The organism is Rhodoferax sp. TH121, from assembly GCF_002251855.1.
GTDB lineage: Bacteria > Pseudomonadota > Gammaproteobacteria > Burkholderiales > Burkholderiaceae_C > Allorhodoferax.
On sequence record NZ_NOXW01000018.1, the window covers coordinates 1 to 17,175 of the forward strand.

At 65.1% G+C, this 17,175-nt stretch carries 6 protein-coding genes; 3 read left to right on the forward strand and 3 right to left on the reverse strand.

Translation table 11 applies throughout. The features are described from left to right. Positions 1-278, forward strand: a 278-nt coding sequence (locus CHU94_RS03250; protein ID WP_255033796.1) for a hypothetical protein, incomplete at its 5' end; no start/stop codon positions are given. 124 nt (positions 279-402) lie between these two features. After that, entirely contained in the window at positions 403-1,299 is an 897-nt protein-coding gene (locus CHU94_RS03255; RefSeq protein ID WP_255033797.1) for a DMT family transporter, read from the forward strand. 49 nt (positions 1,300-1,348) lie between these two features. Here CHU94_RS03255 and CHU94_RS03260 read toward each other — a convergent pair whose 3' ends face one another. The 3 genes from CHU94_RS03260 to CHU94_RS18980 are packed head-to-tail and all read right to left on the reverse strand — an operon-like array spanning position 1,349 to position 13,302. After that, on the reverse strand, positions 1,349-1,777 hold the full coding sequence (locus tag CHU94_RS03260; RefSeq protein ID WP_094476734.1) for an SET domain-containing protein-lysine N-methyltransferase: 429 nt from the start codon (positions 1,775-1,777) through the stop codon (positions 1,349-1,351). A gap of 34 nt (positions 1,778-1,811) precedes the next feature. Continuing rightward, entirely contained in the window at positions 1,812-11,570 is a 9,759-nt protein-coding gene (locus CHU94_RS03265) for a hemagglutinin repeat-containing protein (RefSeq protein ID WP_094476736.1), read from the reverse strand. Positions 11,571-11,580: 10 nt separating this feature from the next. Beyond that, positions 11,581-13,302 carry a ShlB/FhaC/HecB family hemolysin secretion/activation protein gene (locus CHU94_RS18980; protein WP_176451909.1) on the reverse strand — a complete coding sequence of 574 codons (1,722 nt, stop codon included), beginning with the start codon at positions 13,300-13,302 and terminating at the stop codon, positions 11,581-11,583. Positions 13,303-13,465: 163 nt separating this feature from the next. Between CHU94_RS18980 and CHU94_RS03280 the strand changes: the two genes are divergently transcribed. Further along, positions 13,466-16,969, forward strand: coding sequence for an AAA family ATPase (locus CHU94_RS03280; RefSeq protein ID WP_176451910.1), 3,504 nt, complete (start codon positions 13,466-13,468; stop codon positions 16,967-16,969). Positions 16,970-17,175: the final 206 nt, after the last annotated feature.

Genomic DNA, 17,175 nt, shown 5'->3' on the forward strand with positions numbered 1-17,175 from the left:
CTGGTGGCGGAAGACTTGAATCCTATCAATGGGCAGTTGGCACCCTGATGCTGCGCTGGCTGGACAAACTGCCGCTCACCTGGCTCGCCCTGTTGGCCGGCTGGCTGGCGGTAGCACCACTGGTTCCCGAGCCGCACTTGGTCGAGAAGCTGCGCATGCTCGGCCACGGCACCTTGGTGCGCCCGCTGGACGTGTTTGACCTGCTCATGCACGCCGTGCCGTTGCTGGTGTTGGTGGCCAAGCTGTGGCGTATGGTGCACTTGCGCAAGAAGCCTTGATTTAATAGTGAAAACGGCCTTGCAGTCCGTGGATATTGCGCGAACAGCTCCTAAATTCATAGTGAATGTGACAACTGTAGGGTGCCAAAGCTAGCCGCCCAAGCGCCCCGCTACCATCAGGCGCATGCCGCATTTTTTCTCCCGCCTGCAAGAGGGCAACCCGCGCAGCATCACCGCCATGCTGCTGGCCGTGGCGTTCTTCTCGGCCATGGATACGCTCATCAAAGCCCTGTCTGCCCACTACCCGCCGCTGCAGATTGCTGCGATGCGCGGTGCCCTCACGCTGCCACTCATTGCGCTGTGGATTCAGTGGCGCGGTGCCTGGGTCGAGGTCTGGCGCGCGCGCTGGCCGCTGCACCTGCTGCGCGGCGCGCTGGTCATTGCCATGCTGGTGCTGTTTACCGTGGGTGTGCGCGGCCTGCCGCTTACCAATGCCTACACCCTGATGTTCTTCGCGCCACTGCTTATCACCGTGCTGGCCTGGCCGGTGTTGGGCGAGCGCGTGCCGCGCGCGCACTGGTGGGCCGTGGGCGGCGGCCTGCTGGGCGTTCTGGTAGCGCTGCGCCCCAGTGCCGAGGGCTTTGCCAGCTGGGCCGGCCTGGCCGTGCTGGGTGCGGCGGTGTGTTACGCCGTGTCGGCCGTGGTTACGCGGCTGGCCAGCCGCACCGATTCGAAAGACAGCCTGGTGCTGTGGGTCATGGTGATATTGACGGTGGTGGCTGGTGCGCTGGCCGCGCCGCAGTGGCTGCCACTGCGTGCCCAAGACCTGGGCCTGTGGGCCGGGCTGGCGGCGTCGGGCTTCCTGGGCCAGCTGGCCATTACCGAGGCCTTCCGCCATGGGCAAGCCAGCGCCGTGGCCCCGTTTGAATACACCGCTTTGGCCTGGAGCCTGGGCATCGATTGGGCGCTATGGCAGCTGCTGCCCGACGGCTTCACGCTGCTGGGTGCCGCCATCATCGTGGGCAGTGGCCTGTATGTGCTGCGGCATGAACAGGTGCACGCCACGGCAGAGCACCCCTAGGTACTAGCCCCTGTCGTGGAACACTGGCGGCAACACTTGCGCAAAGGTTTCATGTAAGTGGCGCCACAGCATGGGCCGTGAACCAGCGGTCATTCTCCGAGTAGGCACTGCCGCACACACCGTTGTAGTTGATGGTTAGTTCCTCGCCAGTCAGGATGGCACACTCTGCCACAAACAGGATGCATTGGTTATCGGCATCCGCCTGATAGCGCAGGTTGGCCGGACTGGCGTGGTTGTAGAGTCCGCCATAGCCCAGCGCAATGGCCTGTCCCTCGTGCACCCCTGTGAGGCCTTTCCAGCTGAATGTGTATTTCTGCAGCAGGGGAGGCAGGTCATAGTGCGAGCAATCAAGCACCAGCACCGGCGCGCGCTCAACCACCTCGCCAACGGCAAAGTCACGGGCAGCAAACACGCCTCGCCCGCGCGGGGTGCCGGTGTCCTGCACCCATACCGGGGCGGCCCCAATCTTCAAGTGCATGCGGGTCCTCCTAAATTCTTATGCCGTGCGTTTCTCACATGGCGCTCTCAGGCAAAGAGGGCGGCAGGGGAATCGGTAAAGGCAGGACAAACTCGGGCCCAGCCTTGGCCGTATCGGCTCCGGCCGTGCTGCGATTCAAAGTGCCTGCCGGTGCCGCCTTGCCGTCGTCGCTAGGTGGTGCTGGATTGGCCCCCTTGGCTTGGTCGCTGCCCTTAGCTTCGTCGTCACCGCGAGGTGCCGCGCCAGAACCTTTGGCCATGTCAGCGCCCTTGGCATCATCACGTGGTGCTGGATTGGCTCCCTTGGCTTGGTCACTGCCCTTGGCGTCGTCGTCACCGCGTGGTGCCGTACCAGAACCTTTAGCTAGATCGGCGCCCTTCGCATCGTCACGTGGCGCGGGAGTGGAGCCCTTGGCTAGGTCAGCACCCTTTGCGTCATCCTCGCCGCGAGGTGCCGTACCAGAACCTTTAGCTAGATCGGCGCCCTTGGCGTCATCTCGTGGCGCGGGAGTGGAGCCCTTGGCTAGGTCAGCACCCTTTGCGCCATCCTCGCCGCGAGGTGCCGCATTGGAGCCTTTTGCCATATCGGCGCCCTTGGCATCGTCGCGCGGCGCGGGAGTGGCACCCTTGGCTTGGTCGCTGCCTTTCGCATCGTCGTCACCACGCGGTGCCGCATTGGAGCCTTTGGCCATGTCAGCGCCCTTGGCATCATCTCGTGGTGCTGGACTGGAGCCTTTGGCTTGGTCACTGCCCTTCGCGTCGTCGTCACCACGCGGTGCCGTACCAGAACCTTTAGCTAGATCGGCGCCCTTCGCATCGTCGTCACCACGCGGTGCCGCATTGGAGCCTTTGGCCATGTCAGCGCCCTTGGCATCATCACGTGGCGCTGGACTGGACCCCTTGGCTTGGTCACTGCCCTTCGCGTCGTCGTCACCACGCGGTGCCGCATTGGAGCCTTTGGCCATGTCAGCGCCCTTGGCATCATCACGTGGTGCTGGACTGGAGCCTTTGGCTTGGTCACTGCCCTTTGCGTCGTCGTCACCACGCGGTGCCGCATTGGAGCCTTTGGCCATGTCAGCGCCCTTGGCATCATCACGTGGTGCTGGACTGGAGCCTTTGGCTTGGTCACTGCCCTTTGCGTCGTCGTCACTCCGAGGCGCCGCGCCAGAACCTTTGGCCATATCGGCGCCCTTGGCATCGTCACGTGGCGCGGGAGTGGCGCCCTTGGCTAGATCAGCACCTTTCGCGTCGTCGTCACCGCGTGGTGCCGCGCCAGAACCTTTGGCCATATCGGCACCCTTAGCATCGTCATCGCCACGCGGTGCCGGATTAGAGCCTTTGGCTTGGTCACTGCCCTTGGCGTCGTCGTCGCGTGGTGCGGGATTGGCACCCTTGGCTAGGTCAGCACCCTTTGCGTCATCCTCGCCGCGAGGTGCCGCGCCAGAACCTTTGGCTTGATCGCTGCCTTTGGCATCATCGTCGCGTGGTGCTGGACTGGAGCCCTTGGCTTGGTCACTGCCCTTCGCGTCATCGTTGTCGCCTGGTGCGGGGGCACCTTTCGCGTCGTCACTACCCTTCGCCGGGTCATTGCCCTTGGCGGAATCGGAGGCGCCCTTGGCCGGGTCGGCGGGTTGCGGCTTCTCGGTGGTCGTGGTCTTGCTGAGGGTCACGTCGGCCTTGATGCCCAGGGCCACATTGGTGTTGCTGTCCTTGACGGCCTTGTTGGTGGTCTGCCCTCCCACCTGTAGCTGGCTACCACCGGCACCCGCGATGCTGGCACTCTCGTTGAGCAGGTTACCACCGGTACGCAGCGTGCTGCTGCCACCGCTGCTGATCGAGACCTTTTCGTTGGTGCTGCTTTCGTTGAGTGCGAAGTCCACGGCACCGCTGAGGTTGGCCTTGGTCGTGGTTTTGGTCTGGGTGGCCGAGTCTTCTTTCTTGCGGTCAAGGCCTACGCCCAGCTGCACGCCGGCCGACACGTTGCTGGCGGTGCTGGTGGCAGCGCGCAGGTTGGTGTTGCCCTTGGCATCGAGTACGGTATTCCCGCCGCTCTGGATGCGCGTGCCTTCCAGGTCGATGTCCGCGCCACTGCGCAGTTGCGTGCCCTGGCCGCTGCGGATGCTGCCGGCGGTCTTGGTATTGCTCTGTGCGGTACTCTGGCTGTAGCCACCCGCAACCTCGAACATGCCACCGGTTTCCTTGCTGCCGTCGGCGCCGGCTTTGCCGCCCGTGCTCATGCCCAGCGTGACGGAGGCGTTGGCGTTGTGCGTGGTCGAACTGCTCTTGTCTTCCGCCGCGAGGATAGAGAGCTTGCCGCCGGCATCGATGCTGGTGCTGCCCGCGGAGTCGATGCTGGTGCCCTTGAGTGTCATGTCCCCGCTGCTCTTGAGGCGGGTGTTGCCGCCGGCTACGATGGCACCGGCCACATCGGTACTGCGGCTGGCTTGGCCCACCGTGGTGTCTGCCGCCACGCTGACACTGCCGCCGACCACGCTTTGTGCATTGACGTTGACGCTGACAACGGCACCCACATTCACGTTGAGCGCGCTGCTGCTCTGCGTGTTTTGGGCAGCCTTGTAGTCCAGGGTCTTGGCGCCAATGTCGACGTCGCCGCCGGCTTGGATGCGCGTGCCCTCCAGCGTGGTGCTGCCGCTGGATTGGCTGCTGAAGTTCTTGCCCACAGTGATGTTGGAGGTGACGGCCTTGCTGGCGTTCTCGCTGGCCATGCTAGTCTGCGAGCTAACGCTGACACGCCCACCGACCGAGGCGTCGTAGCCAGCGCCGGTGCTCACACCCGCATTGGCAGACGCGCCCGCATACATGCCGACCTTGGCCGAGTTGTCCAGCGTGCGGCTGCTGCTGTAGCTGGTATCGCGCGCTGCCAGGGACTCGATCTCGCTAGCCGACTGGGTCATGGAGCCGCCCACCGCGATCTGTGTGCCCACATCGCTGATCTTGCCGGTGGCGGTGCGGTTGAGATCGCCGCCCGCACGGATGCTGGAAGTGACCGCCGTGCTGCTGCCCGAGACGGTGGACTGGTCCACATTGCGCGCCTGGTAGCCCATGCCAATCTCGGCGGAGGCGCCCGCCTTGGCATTGGCCTGTGCTTCGGCGTTGGCACCGCTGCTAGCTTCCAGGTACAGGCCGGCCGAGGTGGTGTTGCGCGTGGAGCTGGTTTCCTTGCGGTCCGCCGCTGCGCTGAAGCGCATGTTCACCGCCTTGAGGTCGACATTGCCGCCGGCTGCAATGTCCGAGCCCTGGACACTGATGTCGGTGGCCGTGATGGCCATGTTGCCACCTGCGCTGATCTGCGACTTGTTGTTGGTCGTGCTCAGGCTGCTGTCGGTGCCAGTCTGCACGCGCAGCAGGTCCAGCGTGTTGCTGGAGCCGGCCGAAGCCGAGGCGCTGGCGGAGGGCAGCAGTGCGCCGGCACCGGCCTGCGCCGCGGCGCCGGCTTCGGCCTTGTTGGTGCTGTTGGCCATGAGGCCGACCTTGGTGTTGGTCGTCGTCGTAGTGCTGGTGGAAATGTTCTCCGAGGTCCGTACGTCCAGCGTCTTGGTCTGCAGGGCTAGGTTGCCACCGGCCGCCAGTGTGCTGCCTTCGAGGGTGACCTTGTCGCTGGCCTGCACGCTGAGATTGCCCCCGCTCTTGAGGCTGGAAGCGCTGTTGCGGATGTTGAGCGAATCGGTGCGCGACTGCGTGCTGTCCACAAAGGCGATGCCGGTCTCGCTATTGGCCGAGGCTGATGCATTGGCACTGCCGTTGACTCCGGCGGCGCCCGTACTGCCGCTGGCGCCCGCGCCCGCGGCCACGCTGTTGTTCGAGCTGGCCATGAGGCCGACGTTGGTCTGCTCGCTGCGGACCGTGCGCGTCTCGATGTCTTTGCCGGCCAGCAGTTCGAGCTGCTTGGCCGCCACAGCCATACTGCCTTTGGCGTCGACGCTGGAGCCCTGGATGGTGATCTTGTCGGTCGCCACCATCTGGGCGTTGCCGCCGATGTTGAGCGCCGAGGCCACGTTCTTCTGCGACAGCGCGTCGGTGCTGGTCTTCTCGGTGGACAGGAAGGCCAGGCCGCCAGCGCCCTGCGCGCCAGCCTGTGCACTGCCGCCGACATCGCCAGACGCGCCGTTGCGTGCGGCCACGCCGGTTGCGCTGCCGCTGGCACTGCTGTTGCTGCTGCCGCTGCCGCCGACAATCTTGAGGATGCTGGTGGTCTCAGTTTCGGTGTGCGTTTCCACGCCCTCCTTGCCGGCCAGGATCTTGATGTTCTGGGCTTTGAGTGCGGCGTCCTTGGCTACGTCGAGCTTGGAGCCCTGCAACGTGATGTCCTTGCCGGCCTGCGCCACCAGGCTGCCGCCTACATTCATGTTGCTGGCAACGTTCTGGCTGACGGTCTCGGTGCTCTTGGTGGTCGAGGTGCCCCACAGGCCGCCGCCAACGAACAGACCTTCTTCCTTGGTCTGCGTTTTGGTTTCGGTGCTGTTGGTGCGGTTGATGATCTGCACATCCTCCTTGGCCAGCAGCACCGCGTCCTTGCCGACTTGGATGTTGGTGCCGGCCAAAGTGATGCTCTTGTCGGACACGATAGCCAGGTTGCCGCCTACGTTGAGGCCGGACTGCACCTGCTCCACCGTGGTGGTTTGGGTGCTGCTCTCCTTGGACCGCAAAAAGCCCTTTTCGGACGACTGGCTGGAACTGGTGGAACGCTTCTCGATGGTGTCAAACACCACGCCGTTGCCCGCTTTGAGCAGTGCGTCGCCGCCGGCATTGACCTGGGCACCGATCACGCTGATCTTGTCGCTGGCGACCAGGGCCAGATCTTTGGTGGCGCTGATGCTAGCCACCGGACCGATGGTGGTTCCATTGCCATTGCGGCTGGACAGGGTCTTGTTGACGATGCTGCCACTCTCCGAAACCAGTGTGACATCGCCGCCCTGGATAGTGCCCGAGAGGTTGACGATGTCCCCCTTGCTGACGATCACCGCCGTCTGGTTACCGCTGATGGTGCCGCCCTTATTGGTCAGGCTGTCAACCTTCATGGCTAGATTGTCGGCTTCAATGACGACACCACGCGCCACGCTGTCGCGCGTCTTGGCCGAAAGGTAGACCACCGGAACCAGCACGCGCTGGCCCTGCACAGTGCTTTCCACCATCCATAGCATGTCGCTCTGCAGTTGGTTGAGCTGGGCCTCGGTCGGCGCCATGCCCAGCACCAGGCCAAGCGACCCGCGCTGTGCGGCCGCGTTGTCCATCAGCTTTTTCATCTGCTCGCTGGTCGAGCTGTTGCCGCGCAACAGCTCCTTGCCGGTCTGCGCCACCAGCTGCTGCTGCACCAGATAGGCCTCGTAGCCAGCGTCGCCCAGGCGCTTGAGGATGGTGTCGGGGCTGTAGCCCAGCTGCTGGGCCAAGTAGTCCGAGCTGACCGAGTTGACCGGGGCGTTGAGGTACCTCGGGTTGGTCTCGATCAGGTAGTTCGCGTTAGGCGTGGGCGAGACGACGAAGCGGCCGTTCGGATTGCTCGGCAGCGTGAAGTTGATGCCACCAAAACTGATGGCGCTGGCCGCGCCGACACTGCCGCCGGACGCATTGCTGCTGCCGCCGACCACACCGTTGACTTGGCTGGTGTTGTCGGTCGGTGCCTGTGAACTGATGGTGCCGTCGCGGCCGGCGTTGACGGTAAAGGCTTGCTTGCTGCCCACCGAGTTCAGCGTGACGGCGACATTGGAAATAATGACCGAGGAATTGCCGTTGCTGCCAAACACGCCCACGCCCGGGGTGGCCGAGGTGCCGCTATTGCTGCTGAGGTGCACATTGCCCAGATTGGCGGCCGAATACATTGCAAAATCCGGGCCCGCACCGCCTTGTCCACCGGCGAAGAAGTTCAGCCAGTGATAGTAGTGATTCCAGTCATCGATGTAGGTTTCGGTAGGTGCAGGAACGTCAGAGTTGACAAAAGTGGCGCCTGCTCCGGCACGGCCTTCGAGTCGCACGGTATTTGCCGAAATGACGGCACGCCGGTTGATTGCAGTGACGAAGTCAAACAGGCGCACGGTGCCACCGGCCAGGATCTGGGGTTTGTAAGGTTGCGCACCGTTGTAGGCCTTGGTGCGCGACCACTGCGCGTTGTTGTCCGCGAGCAGGGTTGTACTGGAGTAGACCCAATCCCAGCCGGCGTCGTTGAACGTGCTGTCCGCCGTGGCGTTGGAGATGTCTTCGGCCTTGACACTAACGTCGCCCAGCGCGCGGATACTGCCGTTGTTGATGAGGCGCTGCGCCTCGATGGCGATGCTGCCGTCGGCATCGATGGTGCCGGTCGCACCGGACAGGGTGCCGAAGTTCTTGACCATGCCCTCCGCATTCAGGAGCAGATTGTGGCCGCTCCAGATGGCGCCCTTGTTGTTGATGTTGCCGACCACGGAGATCTGTGCATCATTGCGTGCCGAAAAGCCGCCTGTAATTTCGTTGGTCACACTGGTGGCCACAAAGTTCAGGTCATTCCCGGAGAAGACCAAGCCTTTGTTGGTCACTGAGTTGTTGATTTGGATATCGGCCAGACCGCTGCCACCTGTGGCGCCCAGTACGCTCGAGCGACTGCCCTTTATGAGCAAGTTGGCGGAGCGTACCGTCAGGTTGCGCTTCGCAGCTAGGCTACCGCCATCTTCGATGCCAAAGCCATTACTGCGGATTGTGACGTCCTGACCCACATTCATGGCGCCATCGCCAATATTCAGGGTGATGTTGTCGCTATCGCTGTAGCCGGCCACGTCCAGCGTGCCCTGGCTCTCGACGCGACTTTTGTTGTAGAACATGGCCAGCGTGTTGGCGCTGCCGCCACGCACCCGGATGTCGCCATTGGCCAGAATGTTGGCATTGGCGTTGTTGTCAATGCGGGTAGTGGCGGTGAGGTCCATGGCGCCGAGCGACTGAATGGTGCCATCGTTGGTGATGGTGTCAGCGACCAGGCCACCGCGGCCGGATGAAGCGGTGGCCAGCGTGATGAAGCCGCCTACATCGTTGTGCAACGTACCGCTGGCGCTAATGACGGAGTTGGCCGAGCCTCCACCCTGGATGTTTCCGGCGTTCTCCACATTTCCAAGGTTCTCCAGCTGCAGGCGATCCGCAGCCACCAGACTACCGGCTTGGTTGCGCATGTGGATTCCCGCACTGTTGAGGCTCAGCGTGGCCTTGCTGTAGACCTTGCCGCTATTGTCAAAGCCATAGCCCGAGGCCGGGTTGCTGCTCAGGGCCAGGCTCAGGTTGCCAGCCGCCCATACCAGTTTTTTGTTCTCCAGGCTGGCAGCCTGCACTGTCGCGTTGCTGGCCGACTGCAGGGTGCCGCTGTTGGTCAATGCGCCACTGAGTGTGAGTGTGTCGCCGCTGCCGGCGCTGTTCGAAAGAATCCAGGTTCCGCTGTTGTCCAAGCTGGCCAGTTGCACATCGCTGGCGCTGTTGGCCTGTATCCAGCCCTTGCTGGGGTCGTTGGCGTTGGCGATATTGCTGGCGCTCGCGGCCCGCAGCCGCAGGTCCCCGTCGGTGTAGAGCGTACCGCTGTTGCTGAAGCTGCCGCTGGCGGCGCCATTGGCATCGGCGATGTCGAGCTGGCTGGCGCCATAGATGTTGCCGCTGTTGGTAAGTCCGTTGCTGCGCAGCGTGGCCGCACCACTGCTGGCCACCAGCGTGCCTTTGTTGTCCAGCGTACCGTTGCTGTTGGCCCGCAGACTGGCGCCCTTGAGGACGGCACCGCTCTCATTGCTCAGGGTGCCACTGCCGGCGTCCAGGCTCAGCGCGGCCGCGCTCTGGATGCGCGCATTGCTGCGGTTGACCAGACCTTGGTCGGTCTGTAGCGTCAGCGCGGCTGCGCCCAGCACCGCACCGCGGTTGTCCACGCTGTTGGCCTGCACTGTGGCAGCGTTGGCCGACTGCAGGGTGCCGCTGTTGGTCAGTGCGCCACTGAGCGTGAGCGTGTCGCCGCTGCCAGCGCTGCTCGAAAGAATCCAGGTGCCGCTGTTGTCCAGGCTGGCCAGTTGCACATCACTGGCGCTGTTGGCCTGTACCCAGCCCTTGCTGGGGTCGTTGGCGTTGGCGATATTGCTGGCGCTCGCGGCCCGCAGCCGCAGGTCTCCGCCGGTGTAAAGCGTACCGCTGTTGCTGAAGCTGCCGCTGGCGGCGCCATTCGCATCGGCGATGTCGAGCTGGCTGGCACCATACATGGTGCCGCTGTTGACCAGGCCATTGCTGCGCACGCGAGTGCGGCCGGCTGCGGCCGTGACCGAGCCCGCGTTATCCACGGCCTGGGCGGCGCGCAGGTCGATATTGCCATTTCGCGAGATCAGCCCTTGGGCGGCATCGGCCTCAGTGCGCAGAGTGCCGGCCGACTCGAGCGTCAGGTCCCCATTGGCGCCGACCTTGGCTTTGCCCAGTTGCATGTTGCCGCTTTGCGTGCGCAGCGTGAGGTTGCCATCCGACAGCAGCTCAGCGCCATTGTTGCCAATGGCCAGCGCGCCCAGGTTTGCAGTGACGCTGCTGACGCCGCGCCACTGCGTGCCGTCGATGCTGCTGTTGCCGCTGGTGTTCAGGTTCAGCGCGCCGCCGGCAAAGCGCAGGTTGTTGTTGCTCTGTGCGGAGTTGCTGGCGTTGTCGCTCAGCATTTGACCGGTCAGCGCCAGTGCGCCACTGGCTACCAGCGCGCCGCCGCTCAAGGCCACGCCGCCTTGGCTGGCTTCCAGCGCAATATCGCGCCCGGCAGTGAGCGCGCTGTCGCTGGCGCTCAGCGCGGTGCTTGCATTGCTGCTGGTGCGTACGTTGAGGTCGCGCTGGGCCGACACGCTGTTGCGCAGCTCGATCGTGCCCGCGGCTGTGAGCGTGAAATCGCCGCTGCTGGCTGCGGCGTCGCCCCGCATGCGCACGCCCACCCCGCTTTCATTGGCGATGAGCTGGATACTGTTGGCATACATGCCGCCCAGGGCGGCCGTGTCGATGGCGTAGCTGGGAGCTGCACCGCTGGGCGTGGTGTTGCCAGTGACCTGGCGCGTGCCGTAGTCCCAGCGCACGGCACCGGTGGCCACCAGCAGGTCTTTGGCATTGACGCTGCTATCCAGCTTGAGATTGCGCGTGACCATGTCCAGCAGAAGCTGGTTGCTGGCATTGAGGCCGGTGCCGTTGACCAGAATGTCGCCCTGGCGTACGTCAAATCCCGCCAGCGATCCGTCCGATCCGAAATTGGGGGTGCCGGTGGTCAGCGTGATGCGGTCGGTGTTGATGAAACCGCAGCCGGTGCAGGTGATGCCGTACGGGTTGGCAACCACCACGTTGGCGCGGCCGCCCAGCACCTCGGTAAACCCGGCCAGCACACTGCGGTTATTGCTGACCACTTCGTTGAGGATGACGCTGGCCTCGCTGCCCAGGTTTTTGTTGGCTGCCACCCAGCCAGCCAGCTGGGACTGGCGCCCGGCCTGGCTGCTGTTGCCGTTGTTGAGCACCAGGCCCTTGGCGTCGACGTTGTACTGCAGGAACTGGTTGTGCGAGAGCCCGGCCGAATTGGCGCGCGCAATGTCCACCACGGTGACGCCGTTGGGTGCAATGTAGCTGCCGGTGGCACTGTTGGCCGTGACCACCGAGCCATCGGCCCAAGTCTGGCCTGGGCCGAAGAAGCCCAAGCTGCCCACCAGTGCGGTGGCGGCAAAGCGGGCGCGGCGTGTGTTGCTGGTGCTGCGGGCATGGCCGCTGCCGTGTTCCGACACGGCAACCCAAGCGTTGCGGCAGCTGTTCCAGACGATGCGGTAGATGTGGTTCATGGTGCGGTCCCTAGATCGAATAGGCAAGGCGCAGCCAGACACTGGCTGGCTCGCGGGTCATGGTGGAGGGCTGGGCCAGGGCCTGGGTGGCCGAGAGGTCGGCTGAAAGGCCGCGCCAGCGCAGCGAGACGCCCAGCGCCATGCCGCTCAGAAAACCGTCGGTGGCGCCGGGTGCGCGGTTGCGCACGGCGCCAAAGTCGTAGCCGACGTACAGACGAGCGGCCAGCGCGGTGCTGCCGCTTCCCAGGCGCACCGGCGTGGCCAGTTCATTGCGCACGTAGTAGCCGTGGTCGCCGCTGAGCGACTGGGTGGTGAAGCCGCGCACCGAGCCCAAGCTGCCAATCAACATTTGCTGCGCGCCGTACAGCGTGGTCAGCCCGTACTGGCCATTGAACTGGCTGCTCCAGCTGAAGTCTCGCCCACCCAGGCGGAAGCTCTGACTGATGGCCAAGTCGGCGCTAAGGCGGCGGAACTGGGCGCGTGGCGCCTCTTCGGCCAAGTCGGCGGCGTCTTTCTGGGCGTCCAGTGCGTCCAGGCCCTGGGCGTAGGCCAGCTGGCCACTGAGCATGCCGTCGCGCAACACCTGGGAACCGCTGGCGCTGAGGTCCGCATAGGCCAGCGTGCGGCTGCTGACGGTCAGGCGCTGGCGTTCCAGGAAGTTGTCTGTGGCAGTGCGGGTGAGCCGCGCCGCGGTGCTGGCGCGGCGGGTCTGGTCGCGGTAGACCACGCGGTCCAGCCCTAGGCTGGTGGTTTCGGTTTCGCCCTCACTGCGCAGGCGGCTGCCGCTGGCGGTGGCGAAGATGTTGAGGTAGCTGGACTTGCTGTAGCTGGCGGTGACCGCCGCATAGCCCAGCGGCAGCCAGAGTTCGAGCGCATCGTTCTCCGAACGGTGGCCGCTGCGCTCGGGCGTGAAGCTTTCGCGGCGGCTGGCCACCAGGCGTTCGTTCCAGCCCAGCGGGCTGTCCAGCGTCAGCGAGAGCAGGGCATTGTGGGTGCCAGTGGATTCGCTGCCCTGGTTGTCGGCCGAGACCAGCAGGTGGGCCGGGCGTTGTGCCTGGTTGCGCACCACCACCACGCTGGCGCCGGGCTCGCTGCCGGGCTCGATGTCCATGCGGGCATTGTTGGAACCCAGCCGGTTGATCTGCTCAATGCCCTGCTCGAGGTCGCGCAGGTTCAGCAGCTCACCGGGCGCGCGCGGGAAGGCGTTGGGCAGGCGGATGCCGGCTTCGTCGCCCTCAATGCGATAGCGCTCGATGCTGCCCTCCAGCACCTGCAGCAACAGGGTGCCGGTCTTGAGATTCTGCGCAGGCAGGTAAACGCGTGTGGTGACGTAGCCGCGCTCCAGGTACTGGCGCGTCAGCGCGCCCAGCAGCGCCTCGATGCCAGCCACGCCTAGGCATTGGCCGACAAACGGCGCGGTGACGGCGCGCACCTGTTCGGCATCCAGTCGATCGGCACCGATCACCCTGACTTCAGCCACCGGGTGGCAGGTTGCGTCTGTCGCGTTCCCGCTGGCCGGGGGCAGGTAGCGCTCCAGATTGGCGCCTTCTTGCGGAGGTAGTTCGCGGCGCGCATCGCGCAAGTCCTGCTGCAAGCGTTCCTGCTGCTGGCGCAGGATCGTTTCACTCTGGCGTGTGCTGGTATCAATGTCGGCGGAGGTCTGCGCCAGCGCGCTCGCTGCCAGGCAGGTGCCGATTAGAAAAATGCCGGATTTCAAAGCCCCGTATCCCATGGTGTGTGTGTTGGCTGGTCCGCGTATGCGGGGCCGGCCGTCAAGAGGTGGCAACCCGTTTCGGGTAGATTCGGGCATCCTAGGTTGGGGGCGTAAGAGCCGCGTAAGAGCGGCCTCTAACGCCAACACCTGCGTGATTGACCTCAAGGAATCGCTTTTCCCTATGCCCGCCCGACAAAATGCAAGCCGCCCCGCTGCTGTGGTGCTGTGCCTGCTCGGATACCCGCGCCTGCTACGTGATGGCGTGGAACTCACCTCCCGCATCAAGTACCGCAAGGGCCTGGCCCTGCTGGCCTACCTGGGGGCGCAACCCGGCGTTTGGTGCACACGCGAGGCACTGGCCGAGCTGCTGTGGCCCGGCCTGGCGCCTGCGGCGGCGCGCACCAACTTGCGCCAGGTGCTCAACAATCTGGCGCAGACGCTGGATGATGGCGGCCAATTCCTGCAAAAGCGTGACGCAGCTGTGCGCCTGGAACCTGGCGCCGCGGCCGACTTGCCCCTGGATATGGCACTGCTGTCGGACGAGGCGCTCAACCGCGTGAAAGAAGAAACTCCGGCCGCGCGCCGCTGGCGCACGCGCATACTGGAGCCCCGTTTGGCGCAGCTGACAGGGCCGTTCTGCGAAGGCTTCGAACTTCCCGACACACCCGATTTTTCCACCTGGTTGCAGGCACGGCGCGGCTACGTACACAGCCGCGTAGAGCTACTGCTGGAGGCCTTGTGCAGCATGCAGCAGCTCGAAGGGCGACTGTCCCAAGCCATTGAGACGGCGCGCCATTTGCTTGGCGTGGCGCCGCACAAGGAGGCGCACCAACACCTGCTGATGACGCTGTTGGCCGCGTCGGGCGAGGCACGCGCGGCGCTCGCGGTGTTCGACACCTACGCGCTGGCGCTGCGGCGCGATTTGGGCGTGGCGCCGAGCGAGCGCCTGCAGGCGCTGCGCGAGGAGATTGGGTGCAAGCTCAAGGACACTGAAACGCTGGCAATAGGCGCCAGCACCCACAGTGCGGAGCTGCGCCAACTCGTGGGCGTGTACTGCCACCCGGCGACCACGGCCAGCGACAGCCTGCGCGCGGGCTTTGTCGCACAAGTCAAGACTGTGGTTGAGCCCTGGGGCGGGCGCGTGGTGTCCACGCTGGGGCGTGGCGTGCTGGCCGTGTTTGGCCTGGAGCGCCAAGCCGAACGTGCCGGGCAGCGCGCATTTCTCGCAGCGCAGGCCTTGCTCGCGCTACCAGCGGAGGGCGGCGTGGCCGTGGGCGTGAGCGCAGGGCAGGTGCTGCTTTATCCGTCCAGCGACCTGCCGCACTGGGGCGGCGACATGCTGGATCTGGCGCGCCTGGTCGGCTGGAGCGCCCAGCCCGGCGAGGTGCTGGCTGATGCGAATGCGGCCCTGCTGGGCGGTGAATGGTTTGACTTCAGCGATGCCGGCCCACGCCTGTTCCCGGGCGCGCAGACGGCCACACCGCTGCTGCGCCTGTGCGGGGCTGCGGCCCTGCCTGGTGGCCACACCACCAGCCCGCTGGTGGGACGTGCGAGTGAGCTTGCGCAGCTGAACCAGGCATGGCACGCGGTGGGGGCCGGCCAGGCACGCATCGTGGTGCTGCGGGCCCCGCCGGGCCTGGGCAAGACCTCGCTGGCCGATGCGTTTGCCACCCAGGTGGAGGCCGGCCAGGGTAGGGTGCGGCGTATCCAGTGTCGGCTGGAGCACCAGCACGAAGCCCTGTTTCCGGTGCTGGTCGAAGCCGGCATTCGCGCCGAGTCAACGCGTTTCGAAGCCTTGTCGAAAAACGATGTGTTTGACGCGCTGATCGCCGACTTCTGTGCGCAGGCCGCCACGCAGCCTACGCTGCTGCTGGTCGATGATCTGCACTGGTCCGACCTGGCCACGCGCGAACTGCTGGGCCAGCTGGTGCATGGCCTGGGTGCACAGCCGCTGCTGCTGCTGGCCACCACCCGACCCGAGATCGAATTGGATTTTCCGGCCGAACGCTGCACCCTGATTGACCTGGCGCCGCTAGACCATGCGGGCTCGCTATCCATGATTGGTGCGCACGACCCGCAGGGCACCATTGCTGCGGCCGAGCGCGAGGGTATTGCCAAGGTCTGCGGCGGCATTCCGCTGTTTGTGGAGCGCCAGGTGAAGGCGCGGTTGCAGGGCGGGCACCACTGGCTGTCGATCAGCACGCTGCTACAGGGTGAGCTCGACAAGCTGGGTCCGTACAAGCCCGTGCTCAATGCGGCGGCCGTGTTGGGCAACCAGTTTGAACGCAGCCACCTGGCCCAGCTGCTGCCCGAGGCGGACATTGCAGCGGCGCTGGCACGCGCCACCCAGCTGCAGCTGATAGAGACCCCCTGGGCCGGCAGCTGCCGCTTCCGTCACGCGCTGATCCGCGACGCGGCCTACGAAAGTCTGCCCGCGCCGCGCCGCCGCGCGTTGCATGAGGCAGCGGCCCGCCTGCTGATGCGGCAGGCCGACAGCCCGGCGGCCGAGCTGGCCGGCCACTTGGAGCGCGCCGACTGTGCGCACGAGGCGGCAGCCTGGTGGACCAAGGCAGGTGAGCAGGACATGCAGAAAGAGTTTGCTGGGGACGCCATGGTGAGTTTTGGCAAGGCCATCGCGTTGCTGGAGGCGCAGAACCGAGAGACCGACCGTTTCTGGCGCAATGCCATCCGCATTCGCCTGGGCTACGCCAGCCAGATGGCGCACGGGCTGGGCGCCACTTCGACCTACGAGCTGTTCTCGGCCATCGTGGCCGAGATACAGGCGCGCCCCGACGAGTGCGAACCCGGCCAGCTGTTTGCAGCACTGAGCGGCTGTTACATGGGCGCGAGCTCACTGACCAAGGAGGAGGGGCTGGCACTGGCGCACCGACTGGAGTCGTTGGCGCGCACCGAGGCCGAGTTGCTGATGGCCAGCTTTGCGCTGGGCAATACGCTGTTCTGGCTGGGCCGGTTTGCCGAGGCGGCGCAGTGGCAGCAGAAGTGCATGGCACTGGCCGAGACGGTGGCCTTCTCCGAGCGCATCCGTTACACCGTGGATGACCCGGCCGTAACCAGCCGCGCGTTGCACGCCTGGACGCTGTGCTACTTGGGCCAAGAAGCGCAGGCCCTGGCCATGGCCGAGGAGGCCGTTGCCCGCGGCCGCCGCGGCCGGCGCGCGCATGCGCTGTGCTTTGCCATGATGTTGGCCACCTGCATGCACTTCAGTCGCAGCGACACGGCGCGCGCGGGCCGGCTGGCCACCGACACCCTGGCGCTGGCGCGCCAGTACCGCTTTCCTTTGTGGGAGGCCGGTGCTGGTCTCCTGCACCTTTGGGCACTGGCCGAGTCCGGTCATCTGACCACGGCCGAAGATCTTCTAAACGCAGCCACTATGTTGCGTCAGGCCATCCCGAGCCGCGCCAACACCTCGCGCTGGTTTGTCATTCGTGCGCTGATGGCACAGGGCGAGCCCATGCCTGCCGAAGAACTGCTGGATGTTGCGCTTCGGGAGGTGGAGACCATGGAGGAGCAGTACTGCTGGGCAGACCTGCTGTGGCTCAAGAGCAGTTGCCTGCGCTTGCGTGGCCAGAACGTCGAAGCCGAGGCCTGCGCCCAGGCAGCACGTTCACTTGCGCATCAGCAGAAGCGCGTAGAACCAGCAGCGTTACAAACTTGTGCTGCCTAGGCAAGCCCACTCCTGAATTGATAGCTGTTTGCGCAGTACCGATCGCATCAAACAGTACTTTTGAATGTCAATCTAGCCCTCTAAGGGTTGACTCTGAGGGCGGGGATTTGTCGCCGTTCTAGGCGCGGTGTGACAAGGTCGTGAGATTTACGCCGCAACTGGTGTTGGCCTCGGCCTCCAGCACCGCAGAACTGTGGAGAGTATTG